Genomic DNA, 23,760 nt, shown 5'->3' with positions numbered 1-23,760 from the left:
AAATGATCTTATGCGTACCTGACAGAAGCTCAGGAGGGCGGCCAGGCGTCTCCCCAGTCGGCGTCCCGTGCGGCCTTGTACAGGTCGCCGTGGCGTTTGGTGACGGTGGCGCGGCGCAGGGACGGTTCGCTCTCGCACAGGTCCAGGAGGACCTGGCCCTTGCGGATCTGGGGGCGCCGGACGACCCGGGAGGGAGCCGGTTCGACGGGGAAGCGGGCGGCGGCGACGTAGGCGAACTTCTCGTCCTCGTAGGCCAGGGAGCCGCCCTTGACCTGGCGGTGCAGGGAGGAGCGGCTGACCCGGGCGGAGAAGTGGCACCAGTCCGTGCCGGGGGCGATGGGGCAGGCGGCGCTGTGCGGGCAGGGGGCGGCGATGCGGAAACCGGCGGTGATCAGCCGGTCGCGAGCCTCGATGAGACGGGCGTACCCGTCGGGGGTGCCGGGTTCGACGATCACGACGGCCTGTGCGGCGGCCGCGGCCGCGTCGACGAGGGCGGTGCGGTCGGGGGCCGTCAGCTCGTTGAGGACGTAGGAGACGGTGACGAGGTCCGTGCTGTCCAGGGTGAGGGCGGCCCCGATCCGGGAACGCTGCCAGCGGACGTCCCTCAGCTCCGGGTTGGCCGCGGCGATCTCGCGCCCGAGGGCGAGCGCGGGCTCGGCCCAGTCGAGGACGGTGACGGGCCGCCGACCGCCCCAGACCGCGTTCACGGCCCAGGCCGCGGCGCCCGTGCCCCCGCCGAGGTCGGTGTGCCCACCGGGCGCCCACTCGGGCGCGGCGTCCGCGAGGGCCTCCAGCGCGGAGCGCACCGCCTCGAAGGTCGCGGGCATCCGGTAGGCGGCGTAGGCGGCGACGTCGGCCCGGTCCCGGAGGATGGGGGCGTCGGTCGGGGTGGCCCCCCGGTAGCTGGCGATCAGCCGCTCGACCGCCTGCGCGGCCTGCCGGGGCGGCAGCCCGTCGAGCAGACCGGCGAGGGCGGCACGGAGGTTTTCGGCCGGGGGTGCGGGGGCGTTCACCCGGTGATTCTACGAGGCGCCCCAGGGCACACGCGGCGCTCACTCGGGGCGGAGCCCACCGGGGCCTCCGGCCGGGGGCCGTGGACGCCTCCGGCTCGCCCTTACCGGAGGGTCACCGCACCGCCCGCGCCACCCGTGACGCCGCCGCGGCCCTCGGGGCGCTGTCCGGGCGGCGGCGGCGCGGGTGGACGGCGTTGGTGAGGAGGACCAGGAACGTGTCCGTGGCGGGGTCGAGGACCAGGGACGTGCCCGTGAAGCCCGTGTGGCCCGCCGCGCCGCGGCCCGCCAGGTCGCCCATGAACCACGGCTGGTCGAGGGAGAAGCCGAGGCCCGGCGGCGTGAAGAGCAGCTCGACGAAGTCGGGGCCGAGGATGCGGGCGGGGCCGTGGGAGCCGCCGGCGAGCAGGGTGCGGCAGAACACCGCGAGGTCCCGGCCGGTGGAGAACAGACCCGCGTGCCCGGCCACCCCGCCCAGCGCCCAGGCGTTCTCGTCGTGCACCTCGCCCCGCAGCATCCCCCGGTCGGCCTTGGCCCAGGGCCGCCGCTGGTCCTCCGTCGCAGCCGCGCCCGGGCAGGGCCCGAAGTCCGTCGCCGTCATGCCCAGCGGCCGGGTGATGCCGTCGTGGACGAGGACGTCGAGGGTGCGTCCGGTGATCCGTTCCAGGACGTACTGGAGGAGCAGCATGTTCAGGTCGGAGTAGCGGTACGTGCCCGGCACCCCGACCGGCGCCTCCGCCTGGAGCACAGCCAGCCGCGCCGCGTCGTCGGCGCAGTCGTGGAGCGGGAGTTCGGGCCGCAGCCCGGAGGTGTGCGTGAGCAGCTGCCGTACGGTGATGCCGTGCCGGGCGGCGGCCGTGAAGTCGGGCAGGTACGCCCCGACCTTCGCGTCGATGCCGAGCGTGCCCCGCTCGATCTGCTGCACGGCGGCCACCGAGGTGAACAGCTTGGTGAGGGACGCCAGGTCGAAGGGTGTGCCGACGGTCATCGGGACCCGGTCCTCGGGGGGCAGCTCCACCCCGGCGTCGGTTTCGGGGTCGTAGGCCGCGTAGCGCACGGCCCAGCCGGCCGCCTCCTCGACGGCGATCACGGGGCCGCGTCCGACGACCAGGACGGCGCCCGGTGCCCAGGGGCGCTGCCCGGTGGTGAGGACGTTGACCTCGCGGACGAGGTGCCGCAGTTCCGCCGGGTCGAGTCCGGCCCGCTCCGGCGTGCCGTGGCGCAGTCTTGGTGCGCTCAGCTGACTGCTCCCTCCGCGCTCGGGCGGTCGCTCTCCGTCTTCCAGGGTCGGCACATTCCCATGAAGCAGCCCAGTGCCACCAGTGCGGCGGCCAGTTGGACGACGGCCATCGGGAGGGCGGTGTCCTCCCCGGCGACCCCGACGAGCGGGGAGGCGATCGCGCCGATGAGGAAGGAGGACGTGCCGAGCAGGGCCGACGCGGAGCCGGCTGCGTGCTTGGTGCGCATCAGGGCGAGAGCCTGGGTGTTGGGCAGGGTGATGCCCATCGCGGACATCAGCACGAACAGCGCGACGGCGACGGGCGCGAGGCCGACCTCGCCGAAGACGCCGAGGGACATCAGCAGCAGCGCGGTCGCGGCGGCGATGACGATCGTGAGGGCGATCCCGAGGACGCGGTCGAGGCTGACCCGGCCGACCAGGACCTTGCCGTTGATCTGGCCGACGACGACCAGTCCGACCGAGTTGACGCCGAACAGCAGGCTGAAGGTCTGCGGGGAGGCGCCGTAGATCTCCTGGACGACGAACGGGGAGGCCGAGATGTAGGCGAAGAGGGCGGCGAAGGCGAATCCGCCGGTGAGCATGTAGCCGGTGAAGGGCCGGTCGGCGAGCAGGGTACGCATCGAGCGCAGGGCCTCGCCGACGCCGCCGCTGTGCCGCTCGGCGGGCGCGAGGGTCTCGGGCAGCCGCGCCCAGACCAGGGCCCCGATGGCCACGCCGACGACGGTGAGGACGGCGAACACGCCCCGCCAGTCCGTGACCCGCAGCACCTGCCCGCCGATCAGCGGCGCGACGATCGGGGCGACCCCGGAGATCAGCATGAGGGTGGAGAAGAAGCGGGCCATGGCCATGCCGTCGTAGAGGTCGCGCACGACCGCCCGGGCGATGACGATCGCGGCGGCACCCGCGAGGCCCTGCGCCAGTCGGAAGGCGACCAGCAGCTCGACGGTCGGGGCGAGCGCGCACAGCACGGTGGCGGCCACGAACACGGCGAGTCCGGCGAGCAGCGGCCGGCGGCGCCCCCACCGGTCGCTCATCGGCCCGACCACGAGCTGCCCGACGGCCATGCCGGCCAGACACGCGGTGAGCGTCAGCTGGACAGTCGCGGCCGGCGCGTGCAGGGAACGGGTGACCTCCGGCAGGGACGGGAGGTACATGTCCATCGCCAGCGGAGGCACGGCGGTCAGGCTCCCGAGGAGGAAGGTGACCAGGAGCCCGGTGCGGCGGTGCGGTGTGCGGTCGGGCCGCCGCGTGCCGGCCGCGGCCCCCTGCGCGGTGTTCGATATGGACGCCCCACCCTCGGGCATGAGTCCCTCCCTCGACAAGTCGATCGCCACCTATGCTCTCAGCTCGTACGGATTGCTCGTACGACTGCTCGTACGGCTCGTGCGGACTGCTCGTACGGAATGGCCGTACGGCTCGTACGGAATGCCCGTACGGCTCGTACGGAATGCTCAGGGTCACGAGGTGGAGGCGGGGCGCGATGACGACGGCGGACACGGTGCGGTGGGGGATCCTGGCGACCGGCGGGATAGCGGGCGCGTTCACCGCTGACCTGATCGACCTGCCGGACGCGGAGGTCGTGGCGGTGGCGTCACGGTCGGAGGCGTCGGCGAAGACGTTCGCGGAGCGGTTCGGGATCCCCCGGGCGTACGGCGACTGGAACGCGCTCGCGCAGGACGAGGACATCGATGTCGTCTACGTCGCCACCCCGCACACGGCGCACCGGGCCGCCGCCGGGCTGTGTCTCGCGGCCGGGCGGCACGTGCTGTGCGAGAAGCCCTTCACGCTGAACCTGCGCGAGGCCGGGGAACTCGTCGCGCTGGCGCGGGAGCACGGGCGCTTCCTGATGGAGGCGATGTGGATGTACTGCAACCCGCTGGTGCGGCGGCTGAAGGCGCTGGTCGACGACGGTGTCATCGGCGAGGTGCGCAGCGTCCAGGCCGACTTCGGGCTGGCCGGCCCGTTCCCGCCCTCGCACCGGCTGCGCAACCCGGAGCTGGGCGGCGGCGCGCTGCTCGACCTGGGCGTGTACCCGGTGTCGTTCGCGCAGCTGCTGCTCGGGGAGCCGTCGGACATCGCGGCCCGGGCGGTGCTGTCGGAGGAGGGCGTCGACCTCCAGACGGCGGCGGTGCTCTCCTTCGACAGCGGTGCGCTCGGCTCGGTGCACTGCTCCATCGTGGGCGGTACGGCGACCTCCGCCTCGGTCACCGGCTCGAAGGGCCGCATCGACATCCCGCACGGGTTCTTCTTCCCGGACCGTTTCGTCCTGCACCGGGACGGGCGCGACGCCGAGGAGTTCACGGCCGACCCGGCGGACGGGCCGCGCAACAGCATGCGTCACGAGGCGCTCGAGGTGATGCGGGCGCTGCGGGCCGGTGAGACCGAGTCCCCGCTGGTGCCGCTGGACGGCACGCTCGCCGTGATGCGGACGCTCGACACGATCCGCGACCGCGTCGGCGTGCGCTACCCGGGCGAGACCCCGGACGAGGAACCCACGGCGGAGCTCACTCCGGTCTGAGCCCTGCTCCGGCAGGGCGCGCGGGGGCGGCTCCCGTACGCTGCGGGCCCATGAATGCCAAGGGAAATGCGATCGCGGTGGTGACCGGGGCGGGTTCCGGCATCGGCCGGGCGGTCGCCGTGGAACTGCTGCGTACGGGCTGGTCGGTGGCGCTCGCGGGCCGGCGTGTGGAGACCCTGGAGGAGACGGCGGCCCTGGCTTCCGGTGGCGCCGACGGGGTGGCCCACGCCGGGGAGGCTCTCACCGTGCCGACGGACGTCTCCCGCCCCGAGGACGTGAGCGCCCTCTTCGCCGCCACCGTCGAGCGCTTCGGCCGGGTCGACCTGCTGTTCAACAACGCGGGGACGTTCGGTCCCGGCGGTGTGCCGGTCGAGGACCTGCCCTACGAGGCCTGGCGGCACGTGGTGGACACCAACCTCAACGGGGCGTTCCTGTGCGCGCAGGCGGCGTACCGGCAGATGAAGGAGCAGGACCCGCAGGGCGGGCGGATCATCAACAACGGCTCGATCTCCGCGCACACCCCGCGCCCGCGCTCGGTGGCCTACACGGCGACCAAGCACGCCCTGACGGGCCTGACGAAGTCCCTCTCCCTGGACGGGCGTCCGTACCGGATCGCCGTCGGGCAGATCGACATCGGCAACGCGGCCACCGACATGACGTCCCGTATGCAGACGGGAGCGCTCCAGGCAAACGGGGAAGTCGCCCCGGAACCGGTGATGGACGTCGCGGACGTGGCCCGCACGGTGCGGCACATGGCGGAGCTGCCGCTGGAGGCGAACGTGCAGTTCGCGACCGTACTGGCGACGGCGATGCCGTACGTCGGACGCGGCTGAGCGCGCGACGGGATCGTCAAGTCGTCAACCTGCACAACCGGAATAGAATCGTCCGCCCCATTGCGGCCGGTGGGCACCTTATGCTCAACTCTCCTACACGAAAGCTTCACAGTTGGAGCAGAGAGCTTCCGTCAGCCACATCGAGGGGGGAGGCGGCAGTCGTTCCACCGCACCGGGTGGGGGTGGACTTCGCGAGGAGAGCGGAGTACGCACCGGTGCGTGTGGAACGGCTGCCGCACAGTCCGTCGAAGCGGAATCCACGCGCCTGGGTGCGGGCACGTCCTCGGCCCGGCCGAGGACCGGCAGGGTCACCGCCCGAGCAGCCGGTCCACCTCGGCCAGTTGCGCGCCGGTCAGCGCCCCCTTCTCCAGCGCCCCCGCGTTCTCCCGCGCCTGGGCGACCGACCGGAAGCCGGGGATGGGAACGGTGCGCGGGCTGCGCGCCCACAGCCAGGCCAGGGCGCCCTGGGCGAGCGTGCGGCCCTCGCTGGTGAGGACGTCCCGGAGGGCGTCGACGCGGGCGAGCCACTGTGGATCGGCTCCGGCGCCGTCGCGGAAACCCCGCTGCCAGGCCGGGGGCCTGCCGCGGATGTCCCCGGCCTCCAACGGCTGCCCGTCGGCCGCATGCCACTGTCCGCCGATCGCCCAGCAGCCGAAACCGAGGGCGCTCACCTCGATGCCGCCGCGTCCCAGCGGCCGTGTGGTCTCCATGCCGTCGCAGGCCAGGAGTTGTAGCGCACACGAGGACAAGCCCCTGGAGGGGGCTGTGGTCAGGCCTGCCCGGTCTCGAAGCGCGTGATCCGGCCGTCGTCGTCCACGGTGAAGCTCCACCGGGTGCGCATCTCGCCCCAGGTGTCGTTGCTGTAGCGGGCGATGAGGCAACGGCCGCCGTTGGACTCGTTGTCGACTTCCATGTGGCCGTGGGAGGAGAAGATCTCCCGGTCCACCCAGTCGGCGAGGTCCCGGTCGGAACCGTCGTCCGTCATGGTCGCGCCCGGTGCGAGGAGCTTCATGAAGCTCTCGCGGTCGTGGTTGTTCACGGCGGCCACGAAGGCCCGGACGGCCGGATCGCTCAGGCGCGTGGTCTGGATCGTCATGCCGCCAGCCTCGTACCGGCCACGGTTCCACGCCACCGCTGCCACCCGAACGGCGTCCAGGGCGGGTCGGCGAGAGGTGAGGGGTGCGACGGTGGAAGCGCGAAGAGGTGCGTTCCTCTGTTCCTGCTGCCTGCTCCGGGAGACGACGTGAGGCGTGACGACCGACGTGATCTGGGCCTTCTGCTGCTCCGGCTGGGAGCCGGCGGTGTGCTGGCGGCCCACGGCGCGCAGAAGCTGTTCGGCTGGTTCGGCGGACACGGCATCGAGGGCACCGGCCAGTTCATGGAGTCCGTCGGCTACGCGCCCGGCAAGGCCAGCGCGACGGCGGCGGGCCTCGCGGAGACGGGCGGCGGCACGCTGCTGGCCCTGGGCCTGGCCACCCCGGCGGCGGGCGCGGCGGCGGCCGGCGCGATGGCCGGAGCGGCGGCGGTGCACGCCCCGAACGGCTTCTTCAACCAGGGCGGCGGCTACGAGTACGCGGCGACGCTGGGCCTGACGGCCGCGGGCCTGGCCATCACCGGCCCGGGCCGCCTCTCCCTCGACCACCTGCTCGGCCACGCGGTCAACCGCGGCTGGATGATCCCGGCGGCCTTCGCGGCGACGGCGGCGGGCACGGCGGCGGTGGTGGGGGCGCGGGCACGGCGGCTGCGGAAGGCGCGGGAGGGGGAGCAGGAGGCGTTGTTCGAGGAGGAGTACATCGAGTAGGGGGCGGGCGGGCTCGGGGCGCTGGAGCTCTTGTAGATCGCCAGGCTGGTCCGCTGTCGTGGTCGGGTCGTAGCGTGCCTGGGTGCGCTACTTGGTGGAACCCTTCATCATCGGGGCCTTGAGGCGGGGCCGTTCGGTTGAGCAGTTCCTCGGGCCGGTCGGCTCGCCCGAGCGCCCCGGGGTGAGGTATGCCGAGGTCCGGGCGGCGAGAACCTCGTACGAGGTCTACGTCCATGCCGTCGAGGATGTCGGGCACGAGAACTTCCTGGACCTGGGCGAGTTCCCGCCGTTCGATCAGGACGCCGAGGAAGAGGCCTTCGGCCGACTCCTGGGCACGGCTGAGGCCCCGCAGGACGCGCTGATTCTTGCCGAGGAGCGCACGGGGGCTGTGCGCGGGCGATGGACCAACCAGGGTGTCGTGCAGGACGAGTACCGCGACTTCGTCCGGGCCGGCCGCCCGTCCGGCAGGTCTCCGGACGGGCATCCGTGGCCCGACCCGCGCACCGGCCCATGATGATCTGATCGGTGATGCGGAGGATGCTTCGAGCCGGAGCCGGTCGGGGTCGTCTCACTGTCAGACCCTCGTGCCAGGCTGCGTCCATGAGCGACCGGACACCACCCGCACCCGATCCCGGACCCGACCTGTGGGCCACCGTCGACGCGTTGACGCAATGGCTCGACACCAACCGCCCCGTCGAGGGCCGCGAGGGCTTGCTCCTGCGCATCCTGAAACTCTCGGAGGAGGTCGGCGAGGTCTCCGAGGCGGTGATCGGAGCGACGGGGCAGAACCCGCGCAAGGGCGTCACGCATACGTGGGAGGACGTGGAAGCGGAGTTGTGCGATGTCGTCATCACGGCGTTGGTGGCGTTGCGGACGCTTACGCCGGAGGCTCGGGGGGTGTTCGAGGGGCATCTGGAGCGGGTGCGGGAGAGGTCGGTGGCGTCAGCGAAGTGACTGTCCTGTCCAGCCGGGAGCGTGAAAGTGCGCACACTCCACGCAGCCGAGGCCATCGCGATCGACGCCTTCCCCCCCCCCGGGCATGAGCGAGCCTGACGCGTGCGCGGGGACACCACGGCGTCCAAAAACGATCTGCGCCAACTGCCCCATGCATTAACGTGGATGCCCGCTACGCACCTTCCCGGAGCGTACGCCGACGGTGTTCCTGGTGCCGGTCCTCGGCGATGAGCGACGAGTGGTCTCCGCCGCGTTCCACACGCGGTGTGACTGCGGATGCCCGGTAGGGCGATCCCTGCCATTCCCAGCTCACGCTCAGGAGTGGAGACCGATGAACCCCGTGGAGTACAAGCTTGCACGTCGTGACCGGATTCGTCAGATTCTGGTCGACGTCACGGTGGGAGTCATCACCAATCTGCTGGTGACGGCCCTTGCCGTGGTAGCGCGTCTGGTCTTCTGACCGGCAGGTGGCGGGCCCGGGAGCCCGCCACCCCACCTACCGGCCCACCGCCTCAGAAGAGGAACATCTCTCCGGGCGGAGTGTCCTTCTTCTGTCGCTTCCTGCGGCGGCGCCGCCCTCGGGCGGGACGGGGCAGATGCGGCTGTCGCGCCTGCTCCGGCAGGTTCTCCCAGGTGGGGCGCAGACCGTGGATCTGGACGTCGCCGACGAGCCCCTTCAGATACTCCCTGGTCTCCTCGTCCGTGGAGTAGAGCACGGTCGCCCGGCTCGCCCGGGTCATCAGCACGTGGTACGCGTGCCGGACGAGGCGGGCGAACTCGTCGTCGTCCACGCTCTTCGGCTTCACCTTGGGATCGAAGGACCCGGGGACGGCCACCCGCTTGACGCCCGCCTCCTTGTCGACCCTCTCCTTGCCCCGACGGAACACCCAGCGATCGCCCCGGCGCACCATGTCCTCACCCATGATCACGCCGCACCAGTCCCACTCCAGGCCCTGCGCGGTGTACACACAGCCGATCTGGCCGAGGCCGTTCTCGTGCACGGACCAGATCTTGGACGGCGGGACGGTCTTGTTCTCGCAGAAGGAGTCGCTGTCCGCGTTCCACGGCCGGTGCCAGTCACCGATCCGGACGTCGGGCTCAAGTCGCTTCTCCTTGCCCAGGGGCTTCGTCCAGGGCCAGCAGTATCCGGCGACCATGCGCGCGGATGCTCCCGCCCCCGCCTCGGAACGGATGATCCGCTCGAGTTCCTCCGGGCTGTCCACGACCTCGACGTGCATCAGGCCGTCCGGGGTCCACGGCTCCGGTTGCGCGTCGGACACCCCCAGCGCGCCGCGCACCCAGCGGATGTAGGCGTCGCTGCCACCGCACCGGAACTGTTCCCGCAGGCTGCACCGGACCAGTTGGGCGTCGTAGCGCCGTGCCGCGTCCTCAACGAGAGCGGCGGTGCCGACCTCCTGCGGGCGCACGGACTGCCCCTCGTCGAGGAAGAACACCGTCAGCCGGGAGGCGTCGAGCAATTCGTCCACCTGAGGCTTGGTGCCCCAGTCCTCGGGTTTCCAGAAGCGGTTGGTGGAGCGGTCACGCAGGCGGTGAGCCTCGTCGCAGATCAGTACGTCCAGCGGCGGGTCGGGCGGGGTGACGAAGTTGCTGAAGTAGGTGAACGTCTCCTTGAACTCCCGGTCGCCGTAACCGACATGCTCCTGAAGAGCACCGTTGAACGCCCGGCTGCCGCTCGCGTACTTGACCGTGCGTCCATCGGCCTCCAGCTCGGCTTTGAGCTGGAGGCCGATGGCGCTCTTGCCCGTGCCGGCACCGCCCGTGACCAGGAACACCACCCGGCGCTCGTCGGGGATGATCGCGGGTCGCTGGGGGTCGGGAAGCACCTTGGCGGCGGTGTCGAGTATCTGGTCCGCGACCTTCTTCTGGCGGCCGCGCAGAGTGAAGACCGTGTCCTCGCCGCTGGAGCGGATCATGGCGTCGAGCAACGGGGTGTTGCGCAGGCCCATGCTTCGTAGGAGGATTTCGGCCGCCGAGTCAGCACCGTCGGGGGTGAAGCTGCTCCGCAGGTCCGACAGCAGTTGGGCGCGGCGGTCCTTCGTGTAGACACGGGCATAGGAACCGGTCGGCGCGTCCACGCCGACCAGGGGGAGCGCCGACGCGTCCGTGGCATTGTGCAGATAGGCGAAGCCGCCGCACTCGTAGTCCAGTCCGTGCAGCGGTCCTCGGTCACTCGTGAACGCCTCGTAGTACTCGCGTAGTTGCAACGCCGGGTGCTTCTTCTTCCCCATACCGGGGACATGCACCAGCTCCGCGGTGGCTCGCTCCACCCGGGTCACCGTCGACCAGCGCTTGAGCTCGACGAGTTGGACGGACAGCCCGTTCTCTTCGGGGTGGTGGCCCACGAGGACGACGTCGATGAGGCGCGGGTCCCCGGAGCGGTCCGTCTCGTCGAGCGTGGCCGCGCACTCGACGACCATCTCGACGTTTCCACGGTCGGCGGCGACCAGGTCCTCGGCGAGATGCACCAGGCTCTCTGCCCAGGCGGAACGTTCCGTCAACGAGGCCTCGGTGCTGAGGAAGTGCTTCCATCTGGCGGCGAGGTGGGGGACCATACGGCGTCTCGAGTTCAGGTTCAGCAGATCCCGCGCTGCCAGTTTCAGCAGGAGCATGGACACGAGGTGGATCCCCCAGGGCACGAGTGACTCGTGCGGGTGGGGGCGTGTCCACGTGGGAAGCCCGTCGGGCCGCAATGACGCCTGTGATCTTAGGGAGGTGACGTCCCGTCCCGACGCATGTGCCACAGCGGTCGGCCGGAAGCACGGGCATCATGGCCGGATCTCACGCGCTCACCGCCGCAGGGAGGGCTCCTCGGTCACGGCAGGCCGTGGCTCCGGCCGGCCGGACACCAGTTCCCGCAGCTTTTCTCGCGTCTCCGGATCGGTCGAGTACACGATCGTGCCGACCATCCCCCGCGTCAGCAGCACCTTGTAGGTGTTCCGGATGAGACGGTCCACATCGGTGTCCGATGTGGACTTCTTGAACACCGGGTCCTTGGACGCGGTGCGGTCGGTCACCCAGCGATCAGTCCGCCAGACCAGGTCCGGGCCGATGATGACGCCGGACCAGTCGTACTCGAACCCCTGCGCGGTGTAGACGCAGCCGATCTGCCCGAAGCCCGCGGGGTCGGTGGCCCACAGCGCGGACGGGGGTGCGCCGGAGACCGATCGGTCCCCGCGCAGGTTCCAAGGCCTGGCCCAACTCCCGATGACGACGTCGGGAGGCAGTGGATCACCGGGCTTGGGCTCGGGGGACCACCGCCAGCAGTAGCCGGCGGACATCCGGGCACCGTACTTCTCGGCGCGGCGGGCGTGGAGGAACGCCTCCAGTTCCTCAGGACTGTCCGCTACCAGCAACTGCATGCGGTCGTCGGGCTCCCACATGACCGGCCCCCCGGGCTCGAGACCAAGGAGCCGGACCACCCAGCGCAGGTAGGCGTCACTGCCTCCGCAGCGGAACTGGCTGTCCAGGGGGACGACATGGCAGTCGATGCCCCGTCTGGCCGCGGCCTCACGGATCTCGTCCACGGTGCCCATCTCACCGGGACGCACCACTTGGTGCTCGTCGAGGAAGAAGACCGGTACATGGGCGACGTCGATGAGTTCGTCGATCTGTGCCCTGCCGGTCCGCAGTGCCGCGCGGGTGTAGCGGTTGGCGGACGTCTCCCGGATGCGGTGCGCCTCGTCACAGATCAGGGCACCCAAGCTGTTCTTCTCGGCGGTCATGAAGCTGTTGAAGTACTTGAAGAGATCCTGGACCTCCCGTTTCCGGGAACCGGCAACCTTGCGCATCGTCTTGGTGAACGACTGCGAGCCGGTCGCGTGGACCGCGGCCACGCCTCTCCGGTAGAGCTCGCCGAGCAGTTGGAGCGCGATCACGCTCTTCCCGGTGCCGGGGCCGCCGGTGACGATGACGACCTCCTTGTGGTCGGCGCGCTTCGCTCGCTCCACCGCGTTGAGCACCGTGCGGTAGGCGACCTGCTGCTCGTCGAGGAGGACGAACTGCTGCCGCTCCCGCACTTCCTGAGCAGCCACGGACATCAGCTGCTTCGAGGGCACGGTGGCACCTGCGAGCAACTCGTCCGCCGGACCGGCACCGGAATGCTTGTCGCTCAACTTCGACCGGAGGTACTCCAGGAACGCCCCGCGGCGCTCCCCCGTGAAGAGCCGCCCCTGCCCGTCACGCTCGATCTCCCGCAGCCCCGCCACCCCGAACTCGGTGGCGTTGTGCAGGAATGCCACTCCGTGGATCCGCTCGCCGTGCTCGGCCACCGCGCCGTTGAAGTTGACCAGGTAGTCGCAGTACCGCCGCACCTGCTCGATCGGATTGAGCACGGGATGCGCGTAGGCGTCGACATGGCACAGGGTGGGGTCGTCCTCGTGCGGAGCCGCCTGGCTCCACTGCTTCAGCTCCACCACCACGTAGGACGGCTCCCGCGTGATCGGGTGCAGGCCGGCGAGGACCACGTCGGCACGCTTGCTGTTCAGCGGTAGCGCGTACTCCAGCATGACCTCGACGTCGCCCAGGCCGGCGTCGTTCAGCGCGGCCGTCAGAAGCGGGATGCTGCGCTCCCAGGACCGCGCCTCCGAGGCTCCGGGCCGATAGCCGTGCATGTGAACGAACTTGTCGGTGAGGTGCAGGAACAGCGAACCGTCGAGTGCCATGACGGCGACCGATTTCGCGGACGCGCGGAACAGCAAGAACTTCCCCCAGGCAGCACGAAGAGACTCGTGCGGGTGGGGGCATGTCCTTCGAGACTCCACCGGAGTGGAGCGGAAGCCCGTCGGGCCGCGTTGACGATCTCTTCGAGGGTACCTGGCGGTGACCGCTGTGACGGCAGCGGACGCCGTGCCCGGTCTCCCCCACTCATGGGGAGTGAGCACCACCCGCCGGCGGGTCAGGCACGCTGCGCGGGCATCAGGCCACCGGCACCAGGTGCAGTGGGCGGCAGACGAGCCGAGCTGTACGCCGGGTTCTGTTCCCCGGGACCTCGCGGTCGTCGGGGCGACGGCCATCCATCTAGGACCGGTGTTGCCACCGGCCTCGTGCGGTCTACCCGCGGACTCGGGCGGGCAGCCCTCGATCGTCCGCGCAGAGACACCGAGGTGTCTCCTCTTGACCTTGCTCCGGGTGGGGTTTACCTAGCTGCCCAGGTCACCCTGGGCACTGGTGGTCTCTTACACCACCGTTTCACCCTTACCGAGGACCGAGGTCCCCGGCGGTCTGCTTTCTGTGGCACTGTCCCGCGGGTCACCCCGGGTGGCCGTTAGCCACCACCCTGCCCTGTGGAGCCCGGACGTTCCTCGGGAAGCTCCCCGTCAGGGGGACTCCACGCGGCCGTCCGCCCGGCTCGTCTGCCGTGTGGACCATGGTACCCGGGGGACGTCACGCTTGGGTCCCGCGGCCGTCGCCAGGACCGAGCCCGCCAGGATCAGGGTGAAGGCGACACCGATGCCGAGGGTCAGCCGCTCGCCCAGGAAGAGGGCGCCCGCGGCGACCGCCACCGCCGGGTTGACGTACGTGATCACGCCGGCCCGGGTCGGGCCGACCTCCTTGATCAGCTCCAGGAAGGCCACGAACGCGATCGCGGTGCAGACGACGCCCAGGCCGGCGAGGGCGGCCAGGACCTCGCCCGACGGCACGGTGGCGGGCCTGGTCAGGTAGGCGGCGGGGGCGTAGACGACGGCTGCCAGCGTGAGGCAGGGGGTGATCAACTGGAGGGTCGGGACGTCCTTGAGGTACCGGGCCGCTATAAGCGGGGCCGTGGCATAGCCGACGACCGTCACCAGCACCTCGGCCATCGACAGGGCGTCGCCGCCGGTGAGGTGCGGCAGGGTCAGGACGGTGACGCCCGCGAGGCCGAGGGCGAGTCCGGTGGCCCGGCGGGCACCCACCCGCTCCTGCGCACCGAAGAAGCGGGCCAGCAGGACGGCGACGATCGGGACGCCCGCGATGAGGAGACCGGCGGTGGAGCTGGACAGGTGGCGCTCGGCGTCGGTCAGGGTCCACCAGGGGCCGATGATCTCGATGACGGCGAAGGCCAGCATCGGCTTCCAGTGCGTCCGGACGGTACGGCCGAGACCGCCCTGGCGGAGTGCGAACGGGAGCAGGAGCGCGGCACCGAGGGCGCAGCGCGCGAACACCACCATGGAGGGGGACAGGTCGTCCACCGCCACCTTGATCATCAGGTAGGGGACACCCCAGACCACTCCCATCAGGGAGAACAGGAACCAGCCGCGTGCAGTCATGCGAGGAGTCTCGGCCCTCTCACCGCGCCGCGTCTTGAACGCTGTTGCGGTACGCCGCCGGGGTCACCCCCAGTACGCGGCGGAACCAGCGCGTCAGGTGCGCCTGGTCGGCGAAGCCGACGAGGGCCGCGACCTCGGCGGGGCGCAGCCCGGCTTCCAGCAGGCCCCGGGCCCGGGCCACCCGGTGCTGGGCGAGCCAGGCGTACGGCGGTACGCCCATGGTCGTGCGGAAGGCGCGCAGCAGTTGGTAGCGGGACAGGCCGAGGTCGGTGGCCAGGGCGGCCAGGGACGGGGGGTCCAGCAGCTCGTCCGCCAGGCGGTCGCGTACGGTCCTGGCGATGCCGGCGGCCCCGGGCACGATGTCGCAGGTCGCGCGGGCCGTGGAGTGGCGGCGGGCCAGGGCCGTGAGCAGCCACGGCAGCCGGGACTCGGCTTCCAGCGGGTCGGGGCAGGCGCTGATGTCGGTGTGGGCGGCGCGCAGGGCCGCCGCCAGTTCCGGGTCGTGCAGGACGGGGTCTGTGAAGTGCGGGAGGCCGCCGCCGAGGGTGCCGTCGGTGAGGAGGGACGGTTCGGCGTAGAAGGCCTGGTAGGCGTAGCCGTCGCAGGCGGCCGGGCCGCCGGTGTGCATCTCGCCGGGTTCCAGGACGACGATCGAGCCGGGGTGGGAGTGGATGTGCCCGCCCCGGTAGGCGATGACCTCCGACCCTCCGACGGTGACGCCGATGGTGAACTCGTCGTGTGCGTGGGGCGCGTAGACGTGCTGATCGAAGTGGGCGGTGAGGAGGTCGAGCGGCGGGCCGGCGCGTCCCAGGCGGGCTCTGGTCCAGCTGGTCTGTTCTCGTCTCCCCATGTCATACCCCCACCCACAGGGGATCAGAGGAGGTCGGCCGTGTCCAGCTCGAAGGCGAAGGGGTCCGGAAGCGCGATGGTCTTGCCGAAGGGGCGGGCGCAGTGCTCGCGGTAGTCGTCGTCCTTGGGCTCGCTGAACACCGTGACCTGAGCGGTGTCCCGGTCGACGAGCAGGTAGAGCGGGATGCCCGCGCGGGCGTAGCAGCGGCGTTTGGCCTCGCGGTCGGCCTGCGGCTTGGTGGAGGTCACCTCCATCACCAAGGCGACGCCGTCGCAGGGCATCCAGGAGCCGACCCCGCCGAACAAGTCCCGCTCGACGGGGCCGAAGGTGACGTCCGGAACCAAGTGGTTCTTGGGGCAGGAGCCCCCGCTCCTCATCTTCAGCCCCTTGTTTCCCGAGAAGTCCATGTCGGTCCGTGAGCGCCTGATCACTTGCCTCACGATCCTGCTGATGTACTTCTCGTGATCCCCGTCCGGCGGCGGCGTCACAACGATCTCCCCCTCGATCAGCTCGGCCCGGAAACCCTCCGGGGTGTCCAGGGCGAGAAAGCCCTCCAGCAGGACGTCTTCCTGCGAGAGCGGCTCGTGGGCCATGGCAGTCATGTCACGCCCCTCCTTCTGTCGCCCGCCAGACTGGGACATCGGCTGATCACCTGTCCGTGAGATGGGGATCCCTTCCCTCGATCGTGGCACACGATCACCGTCCTCGTCAGAAGGCCGGACGGCTCGCTTGACCCTGCCGCAGCGTCAACGTCTTCACTGGTGGCATGCGGATCGGAGAACTCGCCGCGGCCGTCGGCGTCACCACGCGGGCCGTGCGGCACTACCACCATCTGGGGCTGCTGCCCGAGCCGGAGCGGCGGGCCAACGGGTATCGGGAGTACGCGCTGCGGCACGCCGTCGTGCTGGCGCGGATCCGGCGGCTGACCGAGCTGGGGCTGGGGCTCGCGGAGGTCCGGGACGTGCTCGCGGACGACGCCGGGAAGGACCTGGTCGAGGTGCCCACCGAGCTGGACGAGGATCTGGCGCGGCAGGAGGAGGCGTTGCGGGAGCGGCGGGCGCGGCTGCGGACGCTGCTGGACGCGGAGGGCGGCGTGCCCGCCGAGGGGCCGGTGTCGCCCGAGCTGGCCGCGCTATTCGCCGGGTCCGCGCAGTTGTCGGATTCGCCGATGGCCGCCAAGGACCGCGAGGTCTTCGCCTTCCTGGAGACGGCCATGCCGGCCGGGGACCGGGAGCGGCTGGTGTCGTCGGTGGGTGAGGTGCTGGGGAATCCTGAGGCCGTGGCCCGGGCCGGTGAGGCGTACGCGCTGCTGGACGCGCTCGTCGACGCCGGGCCGGACGATCCGCGCGTCGCCGAGGCGGCCCGGGCGCTCGCCGGCTGCGTCCCGCCGGGGCTGTTGCCGCAGGCCGGGGAGCTCGACCGGGACGACGGGTTCCTGCGCGCGTTCTTCGACGATCTCGCCCCGGCACAGGCCGAGGCGGTCCGCCGCGCGCTGCGGATCCTCGTCGAGGAGCGGCGATGAGGGTGGGGCGGCTGCTGGTGGGGCACGAGATGCGGTTGTTCGCGAGTCTCGTCCTGTGGGTGGCGCGGCGTACGCACGGGGCGGGCCGTGGGCTCGCTTTCGGGTACGCGCGCGGGCAGGGGGCGATGATGGCCGGGTTCGCGTTCGTGTGCCTGGTCGAGACGGTCGCGCTGTCCGTGCTGTTGCGTCACTGGCCCGTCGTGCACGCGACGTTCCTCTTCCTGGACGTGTACACGATCGTCTTCGTCGTCGCGCTGCACGCCTCGTCCGTCGTACGCCCGCATGTGCTGGACGTGGAACGCGGTTCGCTGCGGATACGGCGGTACGTCCATGTCGACCTGTGCGTGCCGCTGGAGCGGATCGCCTCGGTGCGGCGTGAGCTGCGGATGACGCACGCGCGGGCCGAGGGCGAGCTGGACGTGGAGGTCGGCTCGCAGACCACCGTCACGCTCGAACTGACCGAACCGGTCACGCACGTCACCTTCCTCGGGCGGCGCCGCGCGGTACGGCTCGTGCGCTTCCACGCCGACGACCCCGACAGCCTGGTCCGCGCGCTGGGCCGGGCGCGCGGCTGAGCTCCCCGGACGCCCCCGTACGCTGTCGGCGGAGTTCGATCGAAGGAGTACGCGTGCTTGTCCTGCTGCCGCCGTCCGAAGGAAAGGCCTCGTCCGGTCGTGGTGCGCCGCTGAAGCCGGAGTCACTGTCCCTGCCGGGTCTCGCCGAGGCCCGGGAGGCCGTGCTCGCCGAGCTGGTCGAGCTGTGCTCGGGCGACGAGGACAAGGCCCGTGAGGTGCTGGGGCTGAGCGAGGGGCTGCGGGGGGAGGTCGCGAAGAACGCGGAGCTGCGGACGGCGGGGGCGCGACCGGCCGGGGAGATCTACACCGGCGTGCTCTACGACGCCCTCGCCCTCTCGTCCCTCGACACGGCCGCCAAGCGGCGTGCCGGGCGGTCGCTGCTGGTGTTCTCCGGGCTGTGGGGCGCGGTGCGGGTGACGGACCGGATTCCGTCCTACCGGTGTTCGATGGGGGTCAAGCTGCCGGGGCTCGGGGCGCTGGGCGCGCACTGGCGTACGCCGATGGCGTCGGTGCTGCCCGAGGTGGCCGGGGACGGGTTGGTGCTGGATCTGCGGTCCGCCGCCTACGCCGCCGCCTGGAAGCCGAAGGGCGAGGTCGCGGGACGGACGGCGGCCGTGCGGGTGCTGCACGCGCCGACGCGGAAGGTCGTCAGCCACTTCAACAAGGCCACGAAGGGGCGGATCGTACGGAGCCTGCTGACCTCCGGGGCCGACCCGAAGGGGCCGGCCGAGCTGGTGGAGGCGCTCCGGGATCTCGGCTACGTCGTGGAGGCGCAGGCTCCGGCGAAGTCGGGGCAGGCGTGGTCGCTGGACGTGCTGGTGGACGAGGTGCACTAGTCCGCGAGGGCGCGTTGCGCTGTGCGCAATGACCTTTGCGCACCCTGCGCGCCGACGGCAGGATGACGCCATGGTCTCCTCCCCCCTGCCCGCCTCCGTGCTGGACCTCGCGCCCGTCGTGCCCGTCGTCGTCATCGAGGAGGCCGGTGACGCCGTGCCGCTCGCGCGGGCGCTGGTGGCGGGCGGGCTGCCCGCGATCGAGGTGACCTTGCGGACGCCCGCGGCCCTTGGGGCGATCCGGGAGATCGCCCGGGAGGTGCCCGGGGCGGTGGTCGGGGCCGGGACGGTGGTCCGGTCCGAGCAGGTCACGCAGGCTGTGGCCGCGGGCTCCCGCTTCCTGGTCAGTCCCGGCTGGACGGACGGGCTGCTGGAGGCGATGCGGGCGTCCGGGGTGCCGTTCCTGCCGGGAGTGTCGACCGCTTCGGAGGTCGTGACGCTGCTGGAGCGCGGGGTGCGGGAGATGAAGTTCTTCCCGGCGCAGGCCGCGGGCGGTACGGCGTATCTGAGCTCGCTTTCGGGACCGCTCCCCCAGGCCCGTTTCTGCCCCACGGGTGGGATCGGCCCGGCCACCGCCCCGGACTATCTGGCCCTGCCCAACGTCGGCTGTGTGGGCGGGAGCTGGATGCTGCCGCGGGACGCCGTCGCCGCCCGCGACTGGGGCCGCGTCGAGGCGCTGGCCCGGGAGGCGGCGGCGCTCAGCGCAGGTGGGACGTGTCGTTGAGGAGACGGACGCTGGCGTTGCCGTCCGCGTAGTAGGCGACCACCGACAGGGACGCGGCCGACAGCTCCATGCGGAACAGGGACTCCGGCGGGGCGCCCAGGGCGAGCCGTACGAGTGTCTTGATCGGGGTCACGTGCGTGACGAGCAGGACCGTGCGGCCCGCGTGGGCCGCGACCAGCTTGTCGCGGGTGGCGGCGAGCCGGACGGCCGTCGCCGCGAAGCTCTCGCCGCCGCCGGTGGGCCGGGCGTCCGGAGAGGCCAGCCAGGCGTCGAGGTCCTCGGGGTGGCGCTCGCGCACCTCGGCGAAGGTGAGTCCCTCCCAGGCGCCGAAGTCGGTCTCGCGCAGCCCGTCGTCGATGCTCACGTCGAGTCCGAGCCGGGCGGCGACAATCCCGGCGGTCTCCCGCGTCCGGGCGAGCGGCGACGACACGACGGCCTGGATCGTGCCCCGCCGGGCCAGCATCGCGGCGGCTCGCTCGGCCTGCTCGCGCCCCGTGTCGGAGAGGGACGGGTCGCTCCCACCGCTCCCGGAGAACCGCTTCTGCGGCGTCAACGGCGTCTCACCGTGCCGCAGCAGCACGAAGGTGGCGGGGGCACCCATGTCGGCGGGCGCCCAGCCGGGGGCGGCCACGGCTTGGGCGGCGCGGGTGTCGGCCCGGGCGGCGTCGTCGGCGGTTCCGGGAACCTCCGAGAGCTCGGCGGCGGCTCCAGAGCCTTCAGAGACCCCGGCTGCGTCCTCGACCGCCCTGTCCAGCTCCGCCGTCGACGTCGCCTCCGACCACTGCTCGCCCCTGGCCCCCGCGTCCATCGCCTCGTTGGCCAGCCGGTCCGCGTGCTTGTTCTGCTCCCTCGGCATCCACTCGTACGTGACCCGCCCGGGTGGGAAGACCCGGGCCGCCTGTGCCGCCAGGGGCTTCATGTCGGGGTGCTTGATCTTCCAGCGGCCCGACATCTGCTCGATGACGAGCTTGGAGTCCATCCGGACGTGGACCGTCGCGGCCGGGTCCAGTTCACGGGCGGCGCGCAGGCCGGCGAGGAGACCGCTGTACTCGGCGACGTTGTTCGTGGCGACGCCGAGGTACGCGGCGGTCTCCCGCAGGGTCTCCCCCGTCGCCGCGTCACTGACCACGGCCCCGTACCCCGCGGGCCCCGGGTTGCCCCGTGACCCGCCGTCGGCCTCGACGATGAACTCCCGCACGGCAAGGGCCTCCCGGGACCTAGAGGCCGGACTCGGACGTGCGCACCAGGATGCGGCGGCAGTTCTCGCAGCGGATCACGGTGTCGGGCGCCGCCTTGCGGATCTCGGCCAGCTCGGTGATGGCGAGCTCCTGCCGGCAGCCCTGGCAGCTGCGCGCGTACAGCTTCGCCGCGCCGACACCGCCCTGCTGCTCGCGCAGCTTGTCGTAGAGCTTCAGCAGGTCGGCGGGGATCGAACCGGCGACGACCTCGCGCTCCTTGGTGACCGTGGCGACCTCGCCGTCGATCTGCTCGAAGGCCGTGTCACGGCGCGAGGTCGCGTCGTCGATCTTCGACTGGACGCTGGCCACGCGCTCGGTCAGCTCGGCGACCCGCTCCTGCGCGGACTCCCGGCGCTCCATGACCTCCAGCACCACGTCCTCCAGGTCGCCCTGCCGCTTGGCGAGGGAGGCGATCTCGCGCTGGAGGTTCTCCAGGTCCTTGGGCGAGGTGACGGCACCCGAGTCCAGGCGCTGCTGGTCGCGGGTGGCGCGCTGGCGCACCTGGTCCACGTCCTGCTCGGCCTTGGTCTGCTCGCGGGCGGTGTCGCTCTCCTCGGTCTGCGCGGCCACGAGCAGGTCGCGCAGCTGGGTGTGGTCCTTGCTCAGCGACTCGATCTCGGCGTGCTCCGGCAGCGACCTGCGCTTGTGCGCCAGCTGCTGGAGGCGGACGTCGAGGTCCTGGAGGTCGAGGAGTCGGATCTGGTCGGCGGGCGCGGCGTTCAGTTCGGGGCTCCAAGGGGATCAGAGGTGGCAGAGGCCGCGTGCGCGGTCCAGGGGTCGGTGACCGTCTTCGAGACGTGGACGCGCAGGTCCCATCCGTGCCGGTCGGAGATCTCGTCGAGCTGGCTCGCGGCCAGTTCGCACCAGGGCCACTCGGTGGCCCAGTGCGCCGCGTCGAGCAGCGCGAGGGGGCTGTGGGCGCGGGCCTCGGACACCGGGTGGTGACGCAGGTCCGCGGTGAGGAAGGCGTCGACCCCGGCGGCGCGGACGTGGTCGAAGAGGCTGTCGCCCGACCCGCCGCTGACGGCGACGGTGCGCACGAGCGCCTCGGGGTCGCCTGCGACGCGGATGCCCTGCGCGGTGGCGGGCAGCCGCTCGGCGGCGCGGGCGGCGAGCTCGCGGACGGTCAGCGGGTGGTCCAGGGCGCACACGCGGCCGAGGCCGCGGCGGCCCTCGGGGTCGGCCGGGTCCGGCACGAGGGGCCCGGTGACCCGCAGGTCCAGTGCGCCCGCGAGGGCGTCGGAGACACCCGGGTCGGCGGTGTCGGCGTTGGTGTGGGCGACGTGCAGCGCGATGTCGTTCTTGATGAGGGTGTGGACGACCCGGCCCTTGAAGTGCGTCGCCGCGACCGTCGTCGTGCCGCGCAGGTAGAGCGGGTGGTGGGTGACGAGCAGGTCGGCGCCCAGTTTCACCGCCTCGTCGACGATCTCCTGGACCGGGTCGACGGCGAACAGGACCCGGGTGACCTCCTGGTCCGGGTCGCCCACGACGGTGCCGACCGCGTCCCAGGACTCGGCCCGCTCGGCGGGCCACAGGGTCTCCAGCGCGGCGATGACTTCAGACAGACGGGGCACGGGAGCAAGGCTACCCGCCTGATCTGTGGCGTTGCACCGCCGCCGTCCGCTCCCGGCACCCGTCGCCCCGCTCAGCACATTCGCCCCCTTTTCCTCAGGCGAATCGTTCCTGGAACACCCTTATGTGTGAAGCCTGCGCCCGAGGAATTCCACGCCCGTGCGTGCGATACCTACGTTCGTCACTGGAGGTGACCGAACGATGACGGCCTGTGCGATCGAACCTTCGGCGGGACGCGAGGGCCCTGGGGGACACGAGGACTCCGCGGGACAGGAGTCCGCGGGGCACGAGGACGGGAGCGCGCCGGCAGGCTGCACGCTCAGCGCGGACGGTGCCTACGGCGCGCGTCTGGCGTCGGCCGGCGGCTCCTGGTTCCCGGAGCGCTGGACCCTGGACGGCCCCGAGCCGTACGCGGTGCCCCTGCCCCGCAACCAGCCCGAGGAGCCCGGCACCGAGGTGCAGCCGATGGGCGACGGGCGGGTCCTCATCCACCGGGTGGTGGCCGGGCGGCACGCCTTCGCGCTGCTGTACCCGACCGGGCCGGGCACGGGTGAGCTGCCGCTGGGCGCCGTCGAGTGCCCGGACCGGAACGCCCGGCTGCGCCTGCTGCCCCCCGCCCCGGGCGGCGTACGGGCCTACGCCCTCGCGGTGGGGCCGCGGTCGACGTCGGTGTGGCTGGTGGCGGGCGGCGCCTTCGGGCCCGAGCGGCTGGCCCAACTGCCCGGCCGCTGCTCGGGCGGGGTCTGGCTGGACCGGGCGGGCCGGCTGCTGGCACTCGACCGGGAGACGGAGGGCCGCACCAAGACCGTCGTGGTGGACCTGGACGGCGGCGGCGAGGTGTCGCCGCTGCTCCAGATCGCCGCCGAGAGCGACGACCGGCTGCTGCTGGCCGACCTCGACAGCGGACTGCTGATCGTCCGCTCGGACGCGCCCTCGCCGGGGCGGGCGAGGCTGGGCTGGGGCGTGCTGGGCAGCACACTGCCGGTGCGCTTCCCGGAGTGCCTGCGGCTGCGGGACTGCTCCGTCACGCCGTTCGCGATCCAGCCGGGGCAGGTGCTGACGCCGGAGAGCTGCGCGGTGGCGCTGCGGGTGGACGGGCCGACGGGCAGCTGGGTCGGCGTGTGGCGGCCGGCCGAGCGGCGGATGCACCATCTGCGGGCGCCCGAGGGGTGGCTGGCGGGCGCCGGCCTGTGGACGCCGGAGGGGGTGCTGCGGCTGCCGTACGCGACACAGGCCGTGCCCTGCGGGGTGGCCCGGCTGAGCCCGCCCCCGGCGGCGGAGCGCGAGCCCGGGGCGACCCCCGCCCCCGAGCCGGAACAGGAGCCTCCGGCCCCGGTCGCGGACCACCCCGGACAGCCCGCGACACCCTCGGCTCCCCGCCCTGTGCCCTTGCGGGAAGCGCCGTTGGGACGCCTTGTAACGAACTAGTGCCGGTTGGCGTGGCCGCCTGGATCCGGGGTCGGGGGAGCCGGTTAGACTCACCCGGCTGTAAAAAAGATCATGTTACGGGGTGAATTCCATCCGATGAGCGACGCCAGCACGAACCAGCCGCGCCATACCGACGTCCAGCAGTCCTCCACCGGCCCGGGCCGGCACCGTGGTGAGGTCTCCACGCGGGACGGCGAGACGGCTCCGCGCGGACGTCACCGCAAGCCGGTGACGGAGACCGAGCAGGTAGTGACTGCGGTCTGACGGGACGTCAGTCACCAGACGGCGAGCGGCCCTTCCCGCCACAAGCGGGGAGGGCCGCCCCGTGTCTTGTCACCGAGCGGGGAGGGCCGTTCTCAGTCCTGCCACCGAGCGGGGAGGGCCGCCCCGTGTCTT

At 72.0% G+C, this 23,760-nt stretch carries 23 protein-coding genes, 1 other RNA gene and 2 pseudogenes; 12 read left to right on the top strand and 14 right to left on the bottom strand.

Annotated features, from left to right (window positions below):
* Positions 1 to 29 precede the first annotated feature (29 nt).
* From AC0665_RS08660 to AC0665_RS08650, 3 genes are all read right to left on the bottom strand, one after another.
* Positions 30 to 1,013: a small ribosomal subunit Rsm22 family protein gene (locus AC0665_RS08660; protein ID WP_478704668.1), complete on the bottom strand. Its 984-nt coding sequence runs from the start codon at positions 1,011 to 1,013 to the stop codon at positions 30 to 32.
* Between the two features lie 112 nt (positions 1,014 to 1,125).
* The gene (locus AC0665_RS08655) at positions 1,126 to 2,304 is read right to left on the bottom strand and encodes a serine hydrolase domain-containing protein (RefSeq protein ID WP_478704667.1); all 1,179 of its coding nucleotides are present in this window, start codon (positions 2,302 to 2,304) and stop codon (positions 1,126 to 1,128) included.
* Positions 2,247 to 3,554 carry a multidrug effflux MFS transporter gene (locus AC0665_RS08650; RefSeq protein WP_478704666.1) on the bottom strand — a complete coding sequence of 436 codons (1,308 nt, stop codon included), beginning with the start codon at positions 3,552 to 3,554 and terminating at the stop codon, positions 2,247 to 2,249. Before AC0665_RS08650 ends, AC0665_RS08655 begins: the two co-directional genes overlap by 58 nt.
* Positions 3,555 to 3,730: 176 nt before the next feature.
* Between AC0665_RS08650 and AC0665_RS08645 the strand changes: the two genes are divergently transcribed.
* Both AC0665_RS08645 and AC0665_RS08640 read left to right on the top strand, forming a co-directional pair.
* Positions 3,731 to 4,768: a Gfo/Idh/MocA family protein gene (locus AC0665_RS08645; protein WP_478704665.1), complete on the top strand. Its 1,038-nt coding sequence runs from the start codon at positions 3,731 to 3,733 to the stop codon at positions 4,766 to 4,768.
* Positions 4,769 to 4,818: 50 nt separating this feature from the next.
* The gene (locus AC0665_RS08640) at positions 4,819 to 5,601 is read left to right on the top strand and encodes an SDR family oxidoreductase (RefSeq protein WP_478602648.1); all 783 of its coding nucleotides are present in this window, start codon (positions 4,819 to 4,821) and stop codon (positions 5,599 to 5,601) included.
* Between the two features lie 308 nt (positions 5,602 to 5,909).
* Here the strand turns inward: AC0665_RS08640 and AC0665_RS08635 are convergent.
* Positions 5,910 to 6,215: pseudogene (locus AC0665_RS08635) on the bottom strand (aldo/keto reductase); the annotation flags it as partial.
* Positions 6,216 to 6,370: 155 nt separating this feature from the next.
* Complete coding sequence (locus AC0665_RS08630) at positions 6,371 to 6,697, bottom strand: nuclear transport factor 2 family protein (protein ID WP_468638063.1); 327 nt, start codon at positions 6,695 to 6,697, stop codon at positions 6,371 to 6,373.
* A 147-nt stretch (positions 6,698 to 6,844) separates the two neighbouring features.
* Here AC0665_RS08630 and AC0665_RS08625 point away from each other — a divergent pair, with 147 nt between their 5' ends.
* The 4 genes from AC0665_RS08625 (at position 6,845) to AC0665_RS08610 (ending at position 8,816) form a co-directional block, all read left to right on the top strand.
* The gene (locus AC0665_RS08625) at positions 6,845 to 7,402 is read left to right on the top strand and encodes a DoxX family protein (protein WP_478704664.1); all 558 of its coding nucleotides are present in this window, start codon (positions 6,845 to 6,847) and stop codon (positions 7,400 to 7,402) included.
* A gap of 82 nt (positions 7,403 to 7,484) precedes the next feature.
* A complete protein-coding gene (locus tag AC0665_RS08620) occupies positions 7,485 to 7,916 on the top strand; it encodes a hypothetical protein (protein WP_478704663.1) in 432 nt (143 codons plus the stop codon).
* A gap of 86 nt (positions 7,917 to 8,002) precedes the next feature.
* A complete protein-coding gene (locus AC0665_RS08615) occupies positions 8,003 to 8,356 on the top strand; it encodes a MazG-like family protein (RefSeq protein ID WP_478704662.1) in 354 nt (117 codons plus the stop codon).
* A gap of 331 nt (positions 8,357 to 8,687) precedes the next feature.
* A complete protein-coding gene (locus AC0665_RS08610; RefSeq protein ID WP_363120744.1) occupies positions 8,688 to 8,816 on the top strand; it encodes a DUF6408 family protein in 129 nt (42 codons plus the stop codon).
* A gap of 52 nt (positions 8,817 to 8,868) precedes the next feature.
* Here the strand turns inward: AC0665_RS08610 and AC0665_RS08605 are convergent, their stop codons facing one another.
* From AC0665_RS08605 to AC0665_RS08580, 6 genes and pseudogenes are all read right to left on the bottom strand, one after another.
* A complete protein-coding gene (locus AC0665_RS08605; protein WP_478704721.1) occupies positions 8,869 to 10,986 on the bottom strand; it encodes a DUF2075 domain-containing protein in 2,118 nt (705 codons plus the stop codon).
* Between the two features lie 177 nt (positions 10,987 to 11,163).
* Positions 11,164 to 13,074: a DNA/RNA helicase domain-containing protein gene (locus AC0665_RS08600; protein ID WP_478704661.1), complete on the bottom strand. Its 1,911-nt coding sequence runs from the start codon at positions 13,072 to 13,074 to the stop codon at positions 11,164 to 11,166.
* A 248-nt stretch (positions 13,075 to 13,322) separates the two neighbouring features.
* Positions 13,323 to 13,727: RNase P RNA component class A (gene rnpB, locus AC0665_RS08595), an RNA gene on the bottom strand.
* A gap of 115 nt (positions 13,728 to 13,842) precedes the next feature.
* Positions 13,843 to 14,559 (bottom strand): annotated as a pseudogene (locus AC0665_RS08590) (DMT family transporter); the annotation flags it as partial.
* Positions 14,560 to 14,641: 82 nt separating this feature from the next.
* On the bottom strand, positions 14,642 to 15,472 hold the full coding sequence (locus AC0665_RS08585; protein WP_478602603.1) for an AraC family ligand binding domain-containing protein: 831 nt from the start codon (positions 15,470 to 15,472) through the stop codon (positions 14,642 to 14,644).
* Between the two features lie 23 nt (positions 15,473 to 15,495).
* Positions 15,496 to 16,065: a Uma2 family endonuclease gene (locus tag AC0665_RS08580; protein WP_478704720.1), complete on the bottom strand. Its 570-nt coding sequence runs from the start codon at positions 16,063 to 16,065 to the stop codon at positions 15,496 to 15,498.
* A 173-nt stretch (positions 16,066 to 16,238) separates the two neighbouring features.
* Between AC0665_RS08580 and AC0665_RS08575 the strand changes: the two genes are divergently transcribed.
* From AC0665_RS08575 to eda, 4 genes are all read left to right on the top strand, one after another.
* A complete protein-coding gene (locus AC0665_RS08575) occupies positions 16,239 to 16,994 on the top strand; it encodes a MerR family transcriptional regulator (protein WP_478704660.1) in 756 nt (251 codons plus the stop codon).
* Complete coding sequence (locus AC0665_RS08570; RefSeq protein ID WP_478704659.1) at positions 16,991 to 17,569, top strand: hypothetical protein; 579 nt, start codon at positions 16,991 to 16,993, stop codon at positions 17,567 to 17,569. The genes AC0665_RS08575 and AC0665_RS08570 overlap by 4 nt, the downstream gene beginning before the upstream one ends.
* A 53-nt stretch (positions 17,570 to 17,622) precedes the next feature.
* Positions 17,623 to 18,405, top strand: a complete 783-nt coding sequence (gene yaaA / locus AC0665_RS08565; protein WP_478704658.1) for a peroxide stress protein YaaA — start codon at positions 17,623 to 17,625, stop codon at positions 18,403 to 18,405.
* Positions 18,406 to 18,475: 70 nt separating this feature from the next.
* Positions 18,476 to 19,126, top strand: a complete 651-nt coding sequence (gene eda / locus AC0665_RS08560; protein WP_478704657.1) for a bifunctional 4-hydroxy-2-oxoglutarate aldolase/2-dehydro-3-deoxy-phosphogluconate aldolase — start codon at positions 18,476 to 18,478, stop codon at positions 19,124 to 19,126.
* On the opposite strand, the gene AC0665_RS08555 is transcribed toward eda, so the two are convergent.
* From AC0665_RS08555 to AC0665_RS08545, 3 genes are read right to left on the bottom strand one after another with little or no spacing between them, the layout of a single operon-like run.
* Complete coding sequence (locus tag AC0665_RS08555) at positions 19,101 to 20,324, bottom strand: bifunctional RNase H/acid phosphatase (RefSeq protein ID WP_478704656.1); 1,224 nt, start codon at positions 20,322 to 20,324, stop codon at positions 19,101 to 19,103. The genes eda and AC0665_RS08555 overlap by 26 nt on opposite strands.
* 19 nt (positions 20,325 to 20,343) lie before the next feature.
* Positions 20,344 to 21,087: a zinc ribbon domain-containing protein gene (locus tag AC0665_RS08550; protein ID WP_478602816.1), complete on the bottom strand. Its 744-nt coding sequence runs from the start codon at positions 21,085 to 21,087 to the stop codon at positions 20,344 to 20,346.
* Positions 21,084 to 21,938 (bottom strand): Nif3-like dinuclear metal center hexameric protein, encoded by an 855-nt coding sequence (locus AC0665_RS08545; RefSeq protein WP_478602591.1) that lies wholly within the window; start codon positions 21,936 to 21,938, stop codon positions 21,084 to 21,086. The genes AC0665_RS08550 and AC0665_RS08545 overlap by 4 nt, the downstream gene beginning before the upstream one ends.
* Positions 21,939 to 22,137: 199 nt before the next feature.
* Here AC0665_RS08545 and AC0665_RS08540 point away from each other — a divergent pair, with 199 nt between their 5' ends.
* Together AC0665_RS08540 and AC0665_RS08535 are read left to right on the top strand one after the other, a co-directional pair.
* Positions 22,138 to 23,364: a hypothetical protein gene (locus AC0665_RS08540; RefSeq protein WP_478704655.1), complete on the top strand. Its 1,227-nt coding sequence runs from the start codon at positions 22,138 to 22,140 to the stop codon at positions 23,362 to 23,364.
* Positions 23,365 to 23,460: 96 nt separating this feature from the next.
* A complete protein-coding gene (locus tag AC0665_RS08535; protein ID WP_363120734.1) occupies positions 23,461 to 23,628 on the top strand; it encodes a hypothetical protein in 168 nt (55 codons plus the stop codon).
* Positions 23,629 to 23,760 lie beyond the last annotated feature (132 nt).

It is taken from the genome of Streptomyces sp. NPDC043685 (genome assembly GCF_056436585.1).
This window is presented reverse-complemented; position numbering and strand designations above follow the sequence as displayed.